This is a genomic window from Dehalobacter sp. TeCB1 (genome assembly GCF_001707455.1).
In the GTDB taxonomy this organism is placed as follows: domain Bacteria; phylum Bacillota; class Desulfitobacteriia; order Desulfitobacteriales; family Syntrophobotulaceae; genus Dehalobacter; species Dehalobacter restrictus.
On sequence record NZ_MCHF01000026.1, the window covers coordinates 54,834 to 70,590 of the forward strand.

Genomic DNA, 15,757 nt, shown 5'->3' on the forward strand with positions numbered 1-15,757 from the left:
AAAATGGTGCGCCTGGAGAGATTCGAACCCCCGACAACCTGCTTAGAAGGCAGATGCTCTATCCGGCTGAGCTACAGGCGCATGTTTTAATCACTGCAGCATTGATTATGGTCGGGGCAGAGGGATTTGAACCCCATTGCTCTACTCTCAAACCCGCTTGTGACAAGGCTCTCAGAAATGTGACGGAATTTTTGACGGAATCTGATATCCTTGACGGAATTTAAAACCTAATCCATTGATAAAAGCCACCTGATTATTATGCAAAACTATATCGTTTTTGTCAACTTGTTTTTAATCTTTTGCTTCTTCTTGAAGAAGATCATTTATACCTTTTCCTCTTCGCAAAGCATGTGCATAATTCTTGGCAATAGTCATAGGTACATCACCTAATGTTTCTGCCACCTGAGTAATCGAGTAGCCTTTGTCTAACAGTATTGAACCCATGCCATGTCTTAAATCATGATTTCTAATATGACGTAAACCTGCCTTTTTTAGCACCCGATTTTTTGTTCTATTGATTGCCCTATAATGTAGAAATTCTTCTTCATCACTTTGAAATACATACTCTTCATCCTTTATGCCTTTCCCTTTTTCAATCATAAATTTTCTGTGTTCTTTAAATTCTTGAATGGTTTCATTATCAAGTTCAAGAACTCTAATACCATTGATTGATTTTGGTAATTTAAGGTTCTCATATTTAGAATTTATAGCTTCGTCAATTTTAATACAGTTTTCTTCAAAAAGTATATCTGACCACCTTAAAGCCATAACTTCACCAATACGCATTCCGGTAATTGCCATTAGCTTAACAGGGAGATAGTGTTTGTATTCTTTGGCATTATCAATGAAGGATTTTAATTCTTTTGGATTGAGAACATTTCTTTTAATGTGTTCAATTCTCGGAAGTTCTATGCCATACACCACTGTTAGATCGAGTAGCTTCTTCTTAATTCCCCAATTCAGACACGTTCTAAGTGTTTCGATATAATTTCTAACTGTCCTAGCACTAATTGGTTTATTACGATATTTTATTTCATATAACTTTTTGGTTTTTTCTTCAATGTCTTCTGATTGTATAGTTTGAACGTAACAATCTTTGAATAATTCTTTGCACTTTGTTAGATGGGTTTTGTATTTTTCATAAGTAATCTTTTCTATTTTACTTTCCTTGTCTGCTAAGAAAATATCAAATAATTCACTCATAGTCATACTTAGAGAACGTGCCATATTTCTTTTTTTACAATCTTCTTTTAATTCATTTTCTTTTTTATATGCATACAGTTTTGCTTGTGGTTTTGTACCATAGAAAGTTTCGCGGTATATATCTTTCTTCCCTTGATCATCCTTTCCTAAATATATTTCAATTTGAAAAGTATTTGTGCCTCTATCTCTAACACTTGGCATTGAATTTTTGCCCCCTTTTACAGGGAGCTTGGACAACTTTATTATACCCTAAATTTTCTTCTGTTTGTAGTAAGTAATTATTAAAATCGGTCAAAGATACTCTTGTTCTTCTCTCCGATAACTTAATTGATTTTAGCTTTCCGAAATTTATAAGATCATAGATATATGCTTTTTTTACTTTAAGAATTTCAGCGACTTCCGTTACTGTATAGTATGTTTCGTTCATTTATATTTTCCTTTCATAATATGTATTTTTAAGTAAACAAAAAAAAGAGTACATGATGCACTCTAGTAATAAATCCAAATATTTTGTTAAATTATAGTATAATAATTAGATAAGAGTTTTGATAAAAAAGGAGTGTCATTAATTTGAATATTGATATTCAGGTATCATCTAGTAGAGTAGAAATAAAAGGTATGGATTTAAAAGAAGCTTTCCCGAGCTACGTTGATGAAGCAAATGAATACTCTTTTAACATCTGGATTCATGTAAGAAAAAATCGGAATCTTATTGCTATAGTTCATGGTTTTGTCTTAGACGAAGATAAAATATTAAATGAACACCAGAATATGATTGATGTTGCAGATATATATACCGGAGATGCATGTAACGCAATATCAGCTTTAGTAAAAAGTCCGATTTTTGAGCAAGAATTAGACGATGATTTAGCTATTTTACCACCATATACTTGCTATCTTGAAACCTTATATGTGTATCCAAAATATAGGGAAAATGGTGTTGGGCGGTATCTATTTAGTAATTTATACAATATCCTTTTATATAGCCTTAATATCAATACACGTTGTTTCGTAATAATCCCTACCCCTCAAGAACCCGCTGATAATCATTCTTGGAAAAACTCTTTGGATAGTGATGGAAATATAAAAAAAACAATGATTAATTTACTTAAAAAATGTGGTTACAAAAGAATCGGAAAAACTGAGTTTTTCGCAATAAATTGTATGACCAAACACCCATTACTTTTGCCAGTAATATAGCTTGCAATACTTTTATCCATTTATCAAAACTTATGGAAGGTATGTGCTAAATAATATTATTAAATGCTCAATATCAATATCAAGATTTCTTGCAAAAAATAGAAGGGCAGAGCTTATCCCTACCCTTGTGAGTTAACCAAATAATCTATTTGTTTGAAGAAGTCTTTTGCATTGTCGGTGTTGATTGTGACATTATTTAATGAATAATTATGGTTAATAGTATTTGCTATCATTCCACTGCTAACCTTATTTGACGGATTATAAGGATTATATTGAGCCGGAATAATTGCTTCCCCTTTATGTATCAATGCAATCTGATCATTCGGAACAAAAGGAGTTCCAACCGCATAAGCAGGAATTTTACTTCCGCTATCTCCTGAAGCCATTTCAGACTGTGCCGATCTCCAAGATGACAACATATTTTGAATCCATTGAACCTTTTCACTGATCCAAGAAGAAATGCCTTCCCATATGGACTTTATTCCGTCCCAAACAGCCGTAAAAATGCTAGAACCAACATTAAAAAAGTTCTGGTATAAACCAGTAAACCATGTTATCAGTCCATTTATCGCCTGGCTAAACCATGATGTTATTGAATCCCATACTGATTTTATTGAATTCCATAACATATTCATAATGGATTGTCCTATGGTAGATAAAGCTGATCCAAGATTTCGTAAAATTGCTTTAATTTCTTCAATAGCCAAATTGAATAAATTTTTGATTAAACCCCAAGCATTCTGAACAATATTCAGTAATTCATTTCCAAACGTTGACCAATCGCCTTTTAATAATGCCATGAAAGCTTTAAAGATACTTTCGATTACACTGAAAGCACTTTTAATTACCAAACCAACGGCTTCAAAAATAACTTTATTATTGGTATAAAATATCTGTAACGATTGAATTAATTCCGAAATATTAGTCCCAACACCGGTAAATGCAGTCTCTATTGCACTAAAGACAGTGCCTACAACACTCTGAATGGCTGGCATATTGCTTTGTACAAACTGAAGAAACTTCATCAAATACGGCATAAGTTTTACGCCGATAGATTCAGAAACTTGTCCAAGCATGTTATTAGTAATTTCCATTTGCCCAGAAAATGTTTGCCCAGCAGCAGCCGCACTACCACCAAATTCTTTGGTCAACTCGGCTAGAATTACTTTTTGCGCTCCCATAACATTTCCAGATTCTTGAAGAGTTTTAATCTGATTTTTCTGTTCTTCTGTGAACGATACACCAACTCTAGAAAGTGCTGTAACTCCGTTTATAGGATCATTAAGTGCTTTTCCAAGCTGAATAGCACTGTTTTTTGTGTCTTGCCCTAAAGCTTGGGACATATTCAGCATTGTTTCTGTTACTTGCGGAAATACATCCTTCCCGATGTTTGTGAAGGTTAGAAGTAGATTTTCTCCCTCTAATGTCTGTTCTGCTGCAAATTTCGTAGTCTTTTCAAAAGCATCCGCTAGGCCAAGAGCTTGATCCTTTGTAACTCCTGCCGCTTGTCCAGTAGATTTTAATACTGCTTCAAGCTGTTTAACTTTCTCTTCTGCTTCAGAAGCGTCTTTAACTCCACTTACAATTAAACCTCCAATAGCGGCACCAGCAGCAGCCAGTCCACCAATGAGTGAAGTTTTAAGAAATGATGTCATACTACCTAATTTACCTTGGAATTTATCTACATTACCCTCGGCATTTAACATACCGGAAGTAAAACCTTTGTCGTTAATTTCTAAATTATAAGAATATGTAGCTAAATCAATTACACTTATATTTTTCACCCCCAATCAAAAATAAGAATAACAGTTAAAATACCTGTTACTCTTTAGTGATTTTTGATCTATTCAATTGATTCTTCAATTGATTTAATTTGTCTAGTTCAGGCTCAGTAGCATATAATCGTTTCGATTTCGCCAACAATTCCCTACCTTCAGATGTTGACTGAAGATCACGTAGTCTAAAATGTTTTAGTAAAGAAAGAAAAACTGCATAGGGTAGTTTCCGAACTCCAAAATAGTCAGAATTGGATTTTTCAATTATGTAAGAGATATTTTCCATCATCTCAACATCTTGATCTTGTAATGAATTATCCCCCGTTATTAGGCGGGGGAATCTGAGTTTGGGTCATTTACTATCTCATTAATAAAACTCATCATACTTTCAATAATTAGTTTTATATAACGGATATCATTAAATCTCTCTTTGACAAAATCAAGTGTAATTTTCTTTGATTGGTCAAGATTTAAGATATCAACAATCAATTCCTGTGCCTTTTTAATAGCCTCAGTTTCATTTTTTATTTTTGCAACTTGCTCCTGATATGCAGTTAGTTTGATTACAAAACCTAAATCAACCTCTCCTGGGATCACATATTCTTCTCCGGTAGTATCACGAAAAATTAACGGTTCATGAACCAACACTGACAGATCAATAATCTTACTCATTTTTCTTTATCTCCTTCTAATCTACAAAAGTTTCAATTATTTCCACAAGATTTCCATTTGCATCTGACAAAGCTTCAAATTCATAACCCACACTTAACGGATTATCTTTCTCGAATGAAAATTTAAATCCGCTTGTATTTTGAGCCTTGGAAATGTTTACGATTAATGTTCCAGAACCATCCTTTTTAGTGTGAATAAATCTTAAATAGTTCACTGGCAGCATCCCTTTGTTGCCAATCTTGACTGTCTTTGTTCCAGTCGTTGCGTCTGTACTAACTGCTGCAGGAGCCAATAATGCAAGATTATCTATTTTCCAAGTTAAAATACCACAATCAAATTTGACTTCTTCATCGCTAACAAAGCGCATGATTGTTCCTCTGTTTGCACTCTTTACTTCTTTAATCGTTGGCTTATATGTAAGAGTTGCACCACTCTCAATAGCACCAATGTTTTTCAACGCAGCTTCGATTTCCGTTTCAGTTGCAGCCTCAGGATTTGTAACTGTTCCAAGATATAATTCACCGCTTCCTAGAATAATAGGATCCGCTGCTTGATAATTTAAAGCCATTTATTAAACACCTCTCTCAAATTTTTAATAAAAAATAGACAACCGTTTCAAAGTTGTCTGTGTCTGGATTCTTCCATGTTCCACCGCCATTTATTAAGCTCGTACTTCTAATAACGGTTTCATCATCTCTAATTATTATTTCTCCTCTAGAATCATCAAGTAATTTTATCAATCTGCTTTGAATAGCAGCAATCTTACTTAAATCATTGCTTATTACTCTGAATTCCATTTGCCAGTCTTTCACAAAACCACCGGATAAGGGCTTTAGAAAGAAAATAATATATGTTGCAACATTCGCCATGTCCTCTTCTTTCGGCGTTTCGATAAAATAAATTGCTTCATGATTGTCCAATAATATTTTCAGCTGAGCATCAGCAAGCAAATGATTTCTAATTGCTTTCAGGTGTCATCACCTCAATAATCTTACGTTTAATATTTTCTTTATTTTGATCCACAGCAGGTTCAAGATATGGTTTCTTTCGTTCTGCATAGACTGCATACTCAACAGTTGTTCCGACACTACCTTGAGTTGATTTATTTTCACTTTTAACTGCATGAGTAATTGAACGTTTTAACATCCCTGTAGCTACAGGAGCCAATAATTTAGCATCCGCTTCAACCATTATGCAGACTTCTTCAACTGCTCTTTCTCTCCTTGTAGCAATATCATTAATCGCTCTCTGAAAAGGACTATTCATCATCTAACATCACTTCCATGTAATCATCCCAATCAATAATTTTAACTATTTTAAACCTTTTCCCATTGGCATCAATAGCAATCATTCCCTTCTTAATATCTGGATCAATGTCACAGAAGACTCTTTTGATTACCTGCTCCTGATATCCATATTCTCTGTACATCAGTTCCGAAGAATAAGGCTGAATGTCACATGAGATTGATTTCAATACTGTCTCTTCTCCCTTGTGAGGAATTCCATAATCATCAACATAGCCTTGACCAGTTGTTATAATATCTAATTTTTTATCGTAAAACATCACATCACCTTAATCCTTGGCAACGGTAAACAAGATTTTATTGATTCAGGAATTCCATCAACGATAGTCTTTGATCTACTACCCTGTGTCGCTTGTGTCACCCCTTGAGGATTTTGATAAAAGAAAATGGCTAGATCAACAACAATATCATCGAGGGATTCTGGTATTTCTGTCATGTTACAATAGCTTTTTATCGCTATCTGAGACTTATTCAGATAATGATTTAAAGCTGTATCTTTTGAAACATCCAATAAATCAATTCCGAGAAGTTCTTTCATTAATTCGAGCATCTAATCACCGCCTACTTAATAAAGCCCTGATAATAGACTTCAATATCACTTGATACTGCATATTGTTTAATAAATTCGATTTTGTAGACTTCTACATTTTCAAATTTAGTAGGCCATATTTCATATATTCTAATGGGATCACCATCATTAATCCTTATTTTAAAAGAAGTTGTGGATACGTCTCCATCAAATTCTAGCGTCAAGTTATACATCGTTTTTTCAAATTCCAAAACATACGTATTTTGAGTACTTAATATTGTAAAAGTTCCAGATCTCGCTTGATTGTACAGCAATTTATTCACCAACTTTTATAGTTTTTAAAGATGATTTTTTAGGTTTTGTTTCTACCTTTTTATTTAAGTTCTCTTCTAGTGTTGTATAATCATATGGGGTCTGCACTAAGGCAAACCCCATATTAATCAACTTTTCACACTTAAAAGAAGAATCAACAATATTCCTCCCAAATTATACAAGTTCCTCCTGTACATTCACATAGATACCATCAACTTTATTATCTGGAATAAACAGATCATGGTACTTTCTATAATCAATCTTCCAAGCATTAGCTGTTTGGTTTGTCATAGGGTCAAATATTCTCGGAACATCCGTTTTAGAAACTGCAATTGCACTTTTTCTAGCAGTAATAAGCCAGTTAATAGTTTTTGCTACATCCCCAGAACCAGCTCCCCCAGCAAGGGACTTACTAGCTGATGCACTCTGTACAGTTGAACCAGTAATAGCAGTAGCAGTAATCAAAGACGCACCATCGCCAGTGAAGGTTAATGCCGCTATTTGAGTAGCTGTAACAGACAGGGCAGCAGATGAACTATTAGTCCCTAATGTAATAGTAAGCTTGCCAGTAGCATCAATAACGCCAGCAGTTGCAACGCTTGCACCTGTGCCTTGTACAATTGTAACTGTGTAAGCATTGCCTGCTAAACCCGCAGAAGCGGCTTCGTATTTAACTCCACCTATAGTAACACTGGCTTTTGCAACTGGAAGAAACCCACCTGCTTCTTGACCAGTAGTTGTACCGTTATTAAATGCAAAAGAGGTTTTCATACGAGCCGAAGGTACACGAATGATAGGAATACCATCAAGTGCCAGAGTTTTCATAGCGATTTCACCTTTTTGGAAATCAACTACATTAAGTCTTTTGGTGATTTTATCTGATAAATCCAAGATTGGAGCAACAGACATATTTAAAGAGATAACGAGTGGAGTCCCTTCACCAACTTTATCATAGACCTTATATACATCTGCTAGCAATTTGTCCATGATATCAGCAGTAACAGGAGTATACCCACCTGTAGCCTTGCTCCCGGCAATTGCTTTAGTAGCAATTTTGGAATATCTATAAGCATCTACTTCAGGAATTACCCTAGTATTCTGGAATTCTCCCATTAATGTAGCCGCATTAAGAACAAAGTTTGTTTCATTCACATCCATAGCATCAAGACCAAAGGTTCTTCCTCTGTCTTGGCTTAAAGTATGTGTTTCATATGACAGAGTAACAGAACCTTTTACAAAGCCGTTTTCTCTGTCATAATCAGCCATGCCATCCATGACAACTTTCGGAATCTTTACCTCGTTACCGCCATTATATTTAACCATATCGGAATTAAGTTCCATCCATCCAGAAGTAGCACCTGCCACCATTGCAGTATCAAGTTCAGTTTGGAAAATCTTTGCATATTCAATCGTATTAGCCATTATAAATTCACCGTTCCTTTTCTAAATATAATTTAAAATGTTCCGTTTAAACCTTTACGGATTTGTTCTTTTATTAAATCCGCTTCAGTTTGATTGCTGTTTTTGGGTGGTTTGTAACTGTCGTTTCCTAATCTTTCTTTGACAACGTTTTCAATATGCGTATTGAAGACATTAGCCAAAGTATCAAGATTCTTATATGTACCATCTTCGTCATCACCCAAAAAGAAAGAAACTAATTCTTTTGGCAGTTTCTTTTCATCGGCTTTCAATAAGCTTTTATTCAATAATGTTTGTCTTTTTTCTTCGGCTTCTTTTTTGTTGAGTCTTTCCGTTAATTCTCTGATTTGCTTTTGTTCTTCAGTTTCTGCCGGATTGCGCTTTGTAACCTCTTCATTGATTATTTTTTCAAGGTTATTTGTTTTCCAAGTCTCAAGCCCCTTCGTAAAGTGACCATCAATCTTTGGCTGAATCAACTTCTTACCTTCTTCAGTGTCAAGAAAATTATTAACTCTATCGGCTGTAACAAAACCGCCAATATAGTTTTTAACCTCTTCATTTTGAGCATTTTGCTCGATATAGCTTTTTACTTCATTTATATCCATTTATTTTCTTTCTCCTTCCGTCCTTATAGTTCACGCCTACAAGTCCATAAATATAAAAACAGGCTATTAAACCTGTTATTAAGCTTGGTTTTGCTGATTTTTGACATCACGAATTGTGTTAAGACAATACTTCTTGTTGTCATTGTAATTCTTTAACCATGTATCTTTTTTAAAGTCGTTGAATAGTTCCATAGTCTTTTCATTTTTCGAAAAGGCAAAAACACACAGCCCTTCCTCTTTTCTTGCTTCGAAATACTCAGCACCATTACACATTAGGTATGCTGCAAGATTGGTATCCTTAGTTTTAAACATTTGATTTTCCATAAGTAAATCTCTCCTTTAAATTTTATAAATTATTTAATTCCTTTTGATTTCGACCAAGAATCATAAGAAGAATAATCAATTATAGGTTTATCCCCCTGGTTTTCCCTCTTCTTAGTAGGACTCCAGCCGGAAACAATAGGTATCAGACAGCATCTATCTTCAGGATGTAGAGGCGGGGCAGGATGATTTTCATTCTTATCCCATGACTTTCCATCTAAGGCGGCACAATCATCACAAACTTTGTTATCCAGCGTTGCATCCCACATTACTTTTTGGACAACATCAGAATCAAGATATATTTGATTTTGTGCTGCTGTTACAACCCTTGTTAACTCTGTATTAATAAGTCTCTTTGACTGATAAGCACTTGAACCAAATTGATTCTTAATCACTTTAGCCATCTTATCAACGGAATGGCCTTGAATAATTCCGTTTTCAATTTGTTTATGTAAGGAATTAATAAGCAATTCTTTGTTTTTCCATATGCGGTTTGAAAATGTTGCTCCTTCAAATTTTGCATTAACAGCAGCTTCCACCATTTTGGGGGTAAGCAATGAAAAGTTAATCGTTGTAGAAACACCCTTATCAATGACAAAAGCAGTCTGATAATACGACTGCTTGTAAATCTCATTTAATATTTTTGTGGTATGTTCTAAATCAATATTGCCTAGCTCTTGAGCCTGATCTTTTAACTGCTTTTCCAAATTCTTCAGAAATGTATATCTTTGTTGCTTAGACAATTTCAGTATACCGTCAACGGCATATTTAACATAGAGCTGAGCGATTTCTGTGCGAACATCATTTAAGGCTTTTTTATATGCTTGAATAATCGGTTTTATATCCTTCTCAACTTGCTTGTCTGCCAATTTCCTTATGTTTAAGATTTCTTTTTGCAGGTCATTCATTGTCATCATCCAGATCGATATTCATAGCTTCTTCCTGCTCTTTCTTAACCTGCTGTTCTTCAAACGAAACATTATCAATAAAGCTGAATAACTCTCTTGCAGTCTTTTGGCTTACTAAACCTTCAGGTAATTGAGACAAGATTTGAGCAGACATTAAATCGTCTTGCGGCAATGATGGACTAAACTTAAGGCTGACAAGCTTCCAATCGTATTCCTTGTTCTGTAATATGTATAAATATTTAAACAGGAATCGTATTCTATCCCTAATCAAATTGTACATAGCATCAACATTAGATTTACATTTGTTTTCAAGGTTTAATTGCCTTGTTCTCATTGCTAAGCTAGAATTATTGCTTGGAACTTGGTCATTATTATTGATATGGCTGGATAATTCGTACATGTTTTGCTTTATTTCTTTAAGCGTGTTCATAACAAAATTATCATTGATATTCTTGGTAAGCCATTCAACAACAACATTATTACCAGTACCCTTTAAAATCCCTAGCTTTTTCATATTAGGAAGATCTTCCGGGTCGAATTCAACGTTCAACATCTTTAAATATGCTTGCCTGTATTGGCTGATTTCATGAGATAAGTCGCTAAGATTCGTCTCATACGCATCGGACAAAGTTTTTATATCTTCGAATAGCGTGTCATTTTCATTATCATCAACCAAGCAGACACCAACGGGTATTTCACCAAAAATATGGCTATCTTCACCAATACAAACACCATCTTTGTAATGATAAATCTTATCTGAATCATAGACATCCATATATTTAGTTCCAGTTTTATCTAATGCCTTTTTAAAAATATGAAGAAATAGTTTTAATTCATCGTCCTCAGAATAGGCATAACCCTCTAATGGCGTGAGTATTCGAGAGGAAAATTGGGATATTTTATCTATGTAATAAATCTCGAATGATTTCCCGTATAGCAAAGCCCTGCGAAATAACTTCTTGTCATGATCCTTTTTCCAGTGAGCCAATTGATATTTAACGACCTGCTCCAAATCCTGTTCCATATCCTGATTAATGTAGGTGATTGGAACACTGAGGATATAATCGACCTCTTCTTTGATAAAGCGTTTAAGATAATTGTTTTTTATCTTGCTTGTAGAGGTGGTATCAACACTAGACTTTTCTATAACTACATCGGAATTATTCTGATAGTATCTTTGCATTCTTTGGTAATAAGGCAATTGATATTGATAATCTTCTTGGCATCTATCAATAAGATTTTTTAATTCTGTACTTACTGGCATTTATTCACTTCCTGTTTTTAAAATAGTAGTCGTTTGTCTAGGAATTCGAGTTTATGTATCTGGGTTACTTCGTCAATAAGCCTGTCAAATTCCGATAGTGCATCAGGTGCATCATCATGTTTGGCAAACTCGTTATACTCCAAGACTTGATTACAAAAGTCTGAATCCTCTTCATTAAAAATAATAAAACCGGAATCAACTTTTCCGGCTATTGATACTATTTTGTTGTATTTGTTCTGTGACTGTCTTTCACAATCAATTATAATATTACGTTTGCTCAGGATTATATCTTCCATAATTCGCTTTCGGATTTCTCTTTCATCGGCAGAATTAAAAGTGTTTTTCTCAATCCAAATAAAAGAGATATCAGGATAATTCTTCAAAAGTTCTATAACTTTCGATATGTAATCATCAAAATTAAGCTTATTGATTATTCCTTTTCGAATGTATCTAAAACCATTGGCAAGCTTTGAACCTACACAAAAAGCAGTATAATCATTCTTTGCACCTGTCTCAACAGCAGGATCACAGACAAGGATTGTTTTAACATACTCATTATTTTGAGCTTCCATTTCCTTTTCGGATATAGTCTTGATTTGATGAAATATTTTCTCGCCAAGCTTTGAAGCATCGTTCATAACCTCTGACTTAAATCCCCTTGGATCTGAATAGTACATTAAGGCCAAATCAAAAGCAAAATATTTATCAGGCCAAAGAATATTGAAAGACATTTCCTCTTCATGCTCATAATAAAACTCCTTCGCTTCAATTTGAGCATAAGGATTTTTTGCATTATAATATATATTTTTGAACTCAGACCATAGCGAATTATTAGTAAAATAATCATCAACATCAGAAAAACCTTCAGGTACTTCCATACCCCTTTTTAGTATTTGCAGGAATGTTTTGTCCTTCAGTAAAGAAGAGATAAAGTCATTCTCTGCTAGGACTGTACCCAAACAAATGAATTTAGTCCCAGGCTTTATCTTTCTACCATCTCGGAATACAGAAGGATCACCAGCATAAAGAACATCCTTTTGAAATATTTCAAGTTTTTTTTGCTTGGCTTGTTCAGATAGGCAATCATCTAGTCCCGTAATATCATCACAAATTATGTATTGTGGTCTTTTTCCTTGGTGCTTCCGACCACGTAATGAGCTAGTAGAAGATAAACATTCAATTTTACTGTTATTTGCTAAATGAAGTTCATTTTTATTAATAGTAAATCGTTTAGTATCAATAAGAGCACCAAACGATTTTTTAATATATTCATTGTTTTCAAAGGCTGCACGAACATCAGATAGAAATTTTATTCCATCGGCTTCAGTTTTTCCTTGAACAATTGTATAGAATGACTTCTTATAACATGCTAACCATATTACTAAGGCAAATGTGACCACGGTACTTTTTGCGTGTCCCCTTGGGAGACATAATACCAAACGGTCAAATTCATCTGTAATTATCATAGTTTCAAGAGTTAGCCATAATTCAAAATGAAAATCTGCCAATTGTCTAGCATCATTCTCATCCTTAACTCTGAATATATCCTGAAGATAATAGAAGCAAAAGAACGATATTGATTTCTCGCCTAATGACCAGGCAATACTATGATCACCCCAAAGATTATTTTTGTGAGTTGTCATAAGCTCTTTAGCTTTATCTATACCATAAAACTGGGTTAAATATCTTAAAAGAAGAACCCTGTCTTCTCTATCGTTTTGAATAATATTTGATCACCTTCTTTGAGTTTGAAAATTATTATAAAAATTGTAGAGCTAACCGCCGCCGCCCCTCTTCGCCGATTCGGATTTAGAAAGGTACGGGGTAATAAAAAAGAGTGATGTTTTCTATCACTCTAACAATTCAAATTAATCCTAAAATTATCTAATGTTCGGAAAATTATGACCAGAACACACGTTTGCGTCCGATAAGAACGCTTATGTAAACTTTTGTTTTTTTATATAACCCAGTTTTATCAACGGTTTCAGTAATCATTATAACTTTACATAATGATTATTCTTATTAGATACTAGATGTAGTAGTATCACTCTGATTGGCTTTCAATTATCGAAATGAAAATCCGAACTTTAATAACAGATAATTATTTATTGTTCAGATTTATGTTACTATATAATAATAGTTATATGGTAGTCTCTTATGGTTAATCGATTATTTAACCAATTTCAAATTTATTATCTCTTCATCGGTAATATCGGACAGTGGGTCAATATACTCATTGTCTTCTTTATTATCAGTCACTTCGAGACGAGAGGTAGGTTTTCCAAGGCTTCTATCTACCCAATCAACTATTAATTTTGCTCTAGTCCTCTTTTCACAAGATTCATCCATCATCATCTTATACCATTCATCTATGACATTATCCAACTTGGCATTGAATAATTTATTTGCGTTGGTTTTAATCTCTTGTAGACGTCTGTCATACTCAGCAGTCCATTCATCCTGTCCCATCCATTCATACAGGGTTTGCCTAGCTACACCAATCTGTTTTGCCATTTCTGTCTTATTTAGGCTTCCTTCTATAATTAATTCAATTAACTTAATTCTTCTTTCGTCCAACATATATTTATTTCACCCCCTGACAAAAAGACATTCCTAAATAAAGAAGAGCCGTTATGGCTCTTTCGTTTCTATTTATTTTATCAAAGCTATTATTGCTATAATAAAGCTTCCGAGTGCAAGTATTAAAACACATATATTAAGATGGTACTGTTTTTTGGTATAGACAATTTCAGTTTTTTCAACCATTTCCTTATTTTTTAGTTTTAATTCTTCAATGTTATTTAATATAGTTCTATTATTTAATAATGAATTATATACTGTTTCTTGTGTCCAATTTACTTGAGTATCAATTTTCGAATGTAATTCATGAAAAGATAGCAAGAGTGATACATATATTTGTTGAGAATGATTTCCAATAATATCTAGCTCTTTTTCAGTTAATTTTACATTCAACTCTGTCTGTAATTGCTCTATATCTTTAACAACATTTTCTTGATATTCCTTTAAATTTTTTACAAATAGATTATTTATTTCCGTATGATGCGCACCACTATGAAAGCTCCCCTCATCGGCCATTTTAACCGCTAATGATCTACTACCGAATTGTATTTGTTTGCTAGATTCATGAGCCTTATCCGATAATCTTTTTTTTATTATGGTCATTATGTTTTGACGGATAATATCTTGATTATGCTTATTCTTAAGCATTTATAACATCCCCCTCTCTATACCACATTATGGCATAAAGAGAATGAAAAAATCAAAACCATAAATATTCCACACAAAATATTTATTTAATTCCTTTTATCGCACCTTCTACCATGGCCGAAACAATTGATGACGCTATCTGCTTTACTGCATCTAAAACAAAAGGAATGCCTTTTTCAGTCATAACTTCTTTGGTTTTATTCCAGACATTATTATCTCTAATCTTATCTAAAAATTCATGACCTTCCCACGTTAAAGAGCTTACACCAAAGCTTAGTAATTCCCCGTCTCCGTATTGCGATCCATAATCACTTACTAAACCTGCATCATTTAAGATTTTGCAATGATAAGCCACTGTTTTTAAATCATAGCCTTCAATTTCAAGATTATATAAAACGACATCGACAAATTGATCTTCAATAGCTAATAGAATTTTCCTAATTAAATCCATATCTCTTTTCATCAATGGAATCTCCAATTCAATTTATATTTAATATACCATTGGAGTAAAATGCTCTATCCTTTCATAATCACTTACAGTGCCACAACTATTACAAATCCAATAGCTTGTTTCATGTTGAGAGCAATCAATAAAATGGAAATAATGGGGTGCTTCACTTTGGCACTTTTCACAGTATTTTAGTTCATATCTGTTTTCGTCTTCATCCATAATAAATTTCTCTCCCTTAATCTAAATATTTTACAATTATCTTTAATATTTTTGCAGATAAGTCACCCAACAATTGCTTTTCGTCTGTGCTTTCATTCTTAGTAATAACAGAATCAATATCTAATTCTATTTCGCCATTAGCATAAAATGATGCAAAAGGAATCTTTTCTTCAAGAAGATGCACAAATCTCTCCAATATTTTGCATATTCTACCACCAAGTTGTTTTTAGCAATGATAAAGTACCGAAAGGTACTATTTTTTTCTCACAATGCCCTTCCGCCGGAACTGGAAATAGTGTAGGATAAAAAGTAAGAGCACCCTCAATATGTCCTGGTTGACATAAATA

Annotated in this window: 21 protein-coding genes and 1 tRNA gene; 1 reads left to right on the forward strand and 21 read right to left on the reverse strand. The window is 33.7% G+C overall.

The window, feature by feature from the left end; genetic code table 11:
* Positions 1-4: 4 nt before the first annotated feature.
* From A7D23_RS07755 to A7D23_RS07765, 3 genes are all read right to left on the reverse strand, one after another.
* Positions 5-81 (reverse strand) — tRNA-Arg (locus tag A7D23_RS07755).
* Positions 82-291: 210 nt separating this feature from the next.
* Positions 292-1,404, reverse strand: coding sequence for a site-specific integrase (locus A7D23_RS07760; protein ID WP_068883442.1), 1,113 nt, complete (start codon positions 1,402-1,404; stop codon positions 292-294).
* Positions 1,391-1,630 (reverse strand): helix-turn-helix domain-containing protein, encoded by a 240-nt coding sequence (locus A7D23_RS07765; RefSeq protein WP_068883444.1) that lies wholly within the window; start codon positions 1,628-1,630, stop codon positions 1,391-1,393. Before A7D23_RS07765 ends, A7D23_RS07760 begins: the two co-directional genes overlap by 14 nt.
* Positions 1,631-1,773: 143 nt before the next feature.
* Between A7D23_RS07765 and A7D23_RS07770 the strand changes: the two genes are divergently transcribed.
* A complete protein-coding gene (locus A7D23_RS07770) occupies positions 1,774-2,403 on the forward strand; it encodes a hypothetical protein (RefSeq protein WP_068883446.1) in 630 nt (209 codons plus the stop codon).
* Between the two features lie 119 nt (positions 2,404-2,522).
* Here A7D23_RS07770 and A7D23_RS07775 read toward each other — a convergent pair whose 3' ends face one another.
* From A7D23_RS07775 to A7D23_RS16030, 18 genes are all read right to left on the reverse strand, one after another.
* Complete coding sequence (locus A7D23_RS07775) at positions 2,523-4,187, reverse strand: phage tail length tape measure family protein (RefSeq protein ID WP_141690652.1); 1,665 nt, start codon at positions 4,185-4,187, stop codon at positions 2,523-2,525.
* A gap of 318 nt (positions 4,188-4,505) precedes the next feature.
* Complete coding sequence (locus A7D23_RS07785) at positions 4,506-4,850, reverse strand: hypothetical protein (protein WP_068883452.1); 345 nt, start codon at positions 4,848-4,850, stop codon at positions 4,506-4,508.
* Between the two features lie 16 nt (positions 4,851-4,866).
* A complete protein-coding gene (locus A7D23_RS07790) occupies positions 4,867-5,418 on the reverse strand; it encodes a hypothetical protein (RefSeq protein WP_068883454.1) in 552 nt (183 codons plus the stop codon).
* 16 nt (positions 5,419-5,434) lie between these two features.
* A complete protein-coding gene (locus tag A7D23_RS07795; protein ID WP_068883456.1) occupies positions 5,435-5,800 on the reverse strand; it encodes a hypothetical protein in 366 nt (121 codons plus the stop codon).
* A 7-nt stretch (positions 5,801-5,807) separates the two neighbouring features.
* The gene (locus A7D23_RS07800) at positions 5,808-6,119 is read right to left on the reverse strand and encodes an HK97 gp10 family phage protein (protein ID WP_068883458.1); all 312 of its coding nucleotides are present in this window, start codon (positions 6,117-6,119) and stop codon (positions 5,808-5,810) included.
* The gene (locus tag A7D23_RS07805) at positions 6,109-6,414 is read right to left on the reverse strand and encodes a hypothetical protein (RefSeq protein ID WP_068883460.1); all 306 of its coding nucleotides are present in this window, start codon (positions 6,412-6,414) and stop codon (positions 6,109-6,111) included. Before A7D23_RS07805 ends, A7D23_RS07800 begins: the two co-directional genes overlap by 11 nt.
* Positions 6,414-6,704, reverse strand: coding sequence for a phage head-tail connector protein (locus A7D23_RS07810; protein WP_068883462.1), 291 nt, complete (start codon positions 6,702-6,704; stop codon positions 6,414-6,416). The genes A7D23_RS07805 and A7D23_RS07810 overlap by 1 nt, the downstream gene beginning before the upstream one ends.
* 465 nt (positions 6,705-7,169) lie before the next feature.
* The gene (locus A7D23_RS16395; RefSeq protein ID WP_242871509.1) at positions 7,170-8,417 is read right to left on the reverse strand and encodes a DUF4402 domain-containing protein; all 1,248 of its coding nucleotides are present in this window, start codon (positions 8,415-8,417) and stop codon (positions 7,170-7,172) included.
* 32 nt (positions 8,418-8,449) lie between these two features.
* The gene (locus A7D23_RS07825) at positions 8,450-9,019 is read right to left on the reverse strand and encodes a DUF4355 domain-containing protein (protein WP_068883466.1); all 570 of its coding nucleotides are present in this window, start codon (positions 9,017-9,019) and stop codon (positions 8,450-8,452) included.
* A gap of 78 nt (positions 9,020-9,097) precedes the next feature.
* The gene (locus tag A7D23_RS07830; RefSeq protein ID WP_068883468.1) at positions 9,098-9,343 is read right to left on the reverse strand and encodes a DUF5659 domain-containing protein; all 246 of its coding nucleotides are present in this window, start codon (positions 9,341-9,343) and stop codon (positions 9,098-9,100) included.
* A 29-nt stretch (positions 9,344-9,372) separates the two neighbouring features.
* Positions 9,373-10,248 carry a minor capsid protein gene (locus A7D23_RS07835; protein ID WP_083221884.1) on the reverse strand — a complete coding sequence of 292 codons (876 nt, stop codon included), beginning with the start codon at positions 10,246-10,248 and terminating at the stop codon, positions 9,373-9,375.
* The gene (locus tag A7D23_RS07840) at positions 10,241-11,512 is read right to left on the reverse strand and encodes a phage portal protein (protein ID WP_068883470.1); all 1,272 of its coding nucleotides are present in this window, start codon (positions 11,510-11,512) and stop codon (positions 10,241-10,243) included. The genes A7D23_RS07835 and A7D23_RS07840 overlap by 8 nt, the downstream gene beginning before the upstream one ends.
* 17 nt (positions 11,513-11,529) lie before the next feature.
* Positions 11,530-13,020, reverse strand: coding sequence for a hypothetical protein (locus A7D23_RS07845; RefSeq protein WP_207644967.1), 1,491 nt, complete (start codon positions 13,018-13,020; stop codon positions 11,530-11,532).
* A 661-nt stretch (positions 13,021-13,681) separates the two neighbouring features.
* Positions 13,682-14,092: a phBC6A51 family helix-turn-helix protein gene (locus A7D23_RS07850; RefSeq protein WP_068883474.1), complete on the reverse strand. Its 411-nt coding sequence runs from the start codon at positions 14,090-14,092 to the stop codon at positions 13,682-13,684.
* 72 nt (positions 14,093-14,164) lie between these two features.
* Complete coding sequence (locus A7D23_RS07855; RefSeq protein ID WP_068883476.1) at positions 14,165-14,740, reverse strand: hypothetical protein; 576 nt, start codon at positions 14,738-14,740, stop codon at positions 14,165-14,167.
* Between the two features lie 82 nt (positions 14,741-14,822).
* The gene (locus tag A7D23_RS07860) at positions 14,823-15,203 is read right to left on the reverse strand and encodes a DUF2513 domain-containing protein (protein ID WP_068883478.1); all 381 of its coding nucleotides are present in this window, start codon (positions 15,201-15,203) and stop codon (positions 14,823-14,825) included.
* A gap of 27 nt (positions 15,204-15,230) precedes the next feature.
* Positions 15,231-15,410 carry a hypothetical protein gene (locus tag A7D23_RS15825; protein WP_141690654.1) on the reverse strand — a complete coding sequence of 60 codons (180 nt, stop codon included), beginning with the start codon at positions 15,408-15,410 and terminating at the stop codon, positions 15,231-15,233.
* Positions 15,411-15,426: 16 nt separating this feature from the next.
* Entirely contained in the window at positions 15,427-15,594 is a 168-nt protein-coding gene (locus A7D23_RS16030; protein WP_176714400.1) for a hypothetical protein, read from the reverse strand.
* Between the last annotated feature and the right edge of the window lie 163 nt (positions 15,595-15,757).

What these genes read in the sequence shown, in the direction of transcription:
- A7D23_RS07805 (WP_068883460.1), bottom strand. Translation starts at nt 6,414, where the DNA reads ATGTTTTACGATAAAAAATTAGATATTATAACAACTGGTCAAGGCTAT.
- A7D23_RS16395 (WP_242871509.1), bottom strand. Translation starts at nt 8,417, where the DNA reads ATGGCTAATACGATTGAATATGCAAAGATTTTCCAAACTGAACTTGAT.
- A7D23_RS07830 (WP_068883468.1), bottom strand. Translation starts at nt 9,343, where the DNA reads ATGGAAAATCAAATGTTTAAAACTAAGGATACCAATCTTGCAGCATAC.
- A7D23_RS07840 (WP_068883470.1), bottom strand. Translation starts at nt 11,512, where the DNA reads ATGCCAGTAAGTACAGAATTAAAAAATCTTATTGATAGATGCCAAGAA.
- A7D23_RS07760 (WP_068883442.1), bottom strand. Translation starts at nt 1,404, where the DNA reads ATGCCAAGTGTTAGAGATAGAGGCACAAATACTTTTCAAATTGAAATA.
- A7D23_RS07800 (WP_068883458.1), bottom strand. Translation starts at nt 6,119, where the DNA reads ATGATGAATAGTCCTTTTCAGAGAGCGATTAATGATATTGCTACAAGG.
- A7D23_RS07855 (WP_068883476.1), bottom strand. Translation starts at nt 14,740, where the DNA reads ATGCTTAAGAATAAGCATAATCAAGATATTATCCGTCAAAACATAATG.
- A7D23_RS07825 (WP_068883466.1), bottom strand. Translation starts at nt 9,019, where the DNA reads ATGGATATAAATGAAGTAAAAAGCTATATCGAGCAAAATGCTCAAAAT.
- A7D23_RS07765 (WP_068883444.1), bottom strand. Translation starts at nt 1,630, where the DNA reads ATGAACGAAACATACTATACAGTAACGGAAGTCGCTGAAATTCTTAAA.
- A7D23_RS07860 (WP_068883478.1), bottom strand. Translation starts at nt 15,203, where the DNA reads ATGAAAAGAGATATGGATTTAATTAGGAAAATTCTATTAGCTATTGAA.
- A7D23_RS07835 (WP_083221884.1), bottom strand. Translation starts at nt 10,248, where the DNA reads ATGAATGACCTGCAAAAAGAAATCTTAAACATAAGGAAATTGGCAGAC.
- A7D23_RS07810 (WP_068883462.1), bottom strand. Translation starts at nt 6,704, where the DNA reads ATGCTCGAATTAATGAAAGAACTTCTCGGAATTGATTTATTGGATGTT.
- A7D23_RS07850 (WP_068883474.1), bottom strand. Translation starts at nt 14,092, where the DNA reads ATGTTGGACGAAAGAAGAATTAAGTTAATTGAATTAATTATAGAAGGA.
- A7D23_RS07790 (WP_068883454.1), bottom strand. Translation starts at nt 5,418, where the DNA reads ATGGCTTTAAATTATCAAGCAGCGGATCCTATTATTCTAGGAAGCGGT.
- A7D23_RS15825 (WP_141690654.1), bottom strand. Translation starts at nt 15,410, where the DNA reads ATGGATGAAGACGAAAACAGATATGAACTAAAATACTGTGAAAAGTGC.
- A7D23_RS07785 (WP_068883452.1), bottom strand. Translation starts at nt 4,850, where the DNA reads ATGAGTAAGATTATTGATCTGTCAGTGTTGGTTCATGAACCGTTAATT.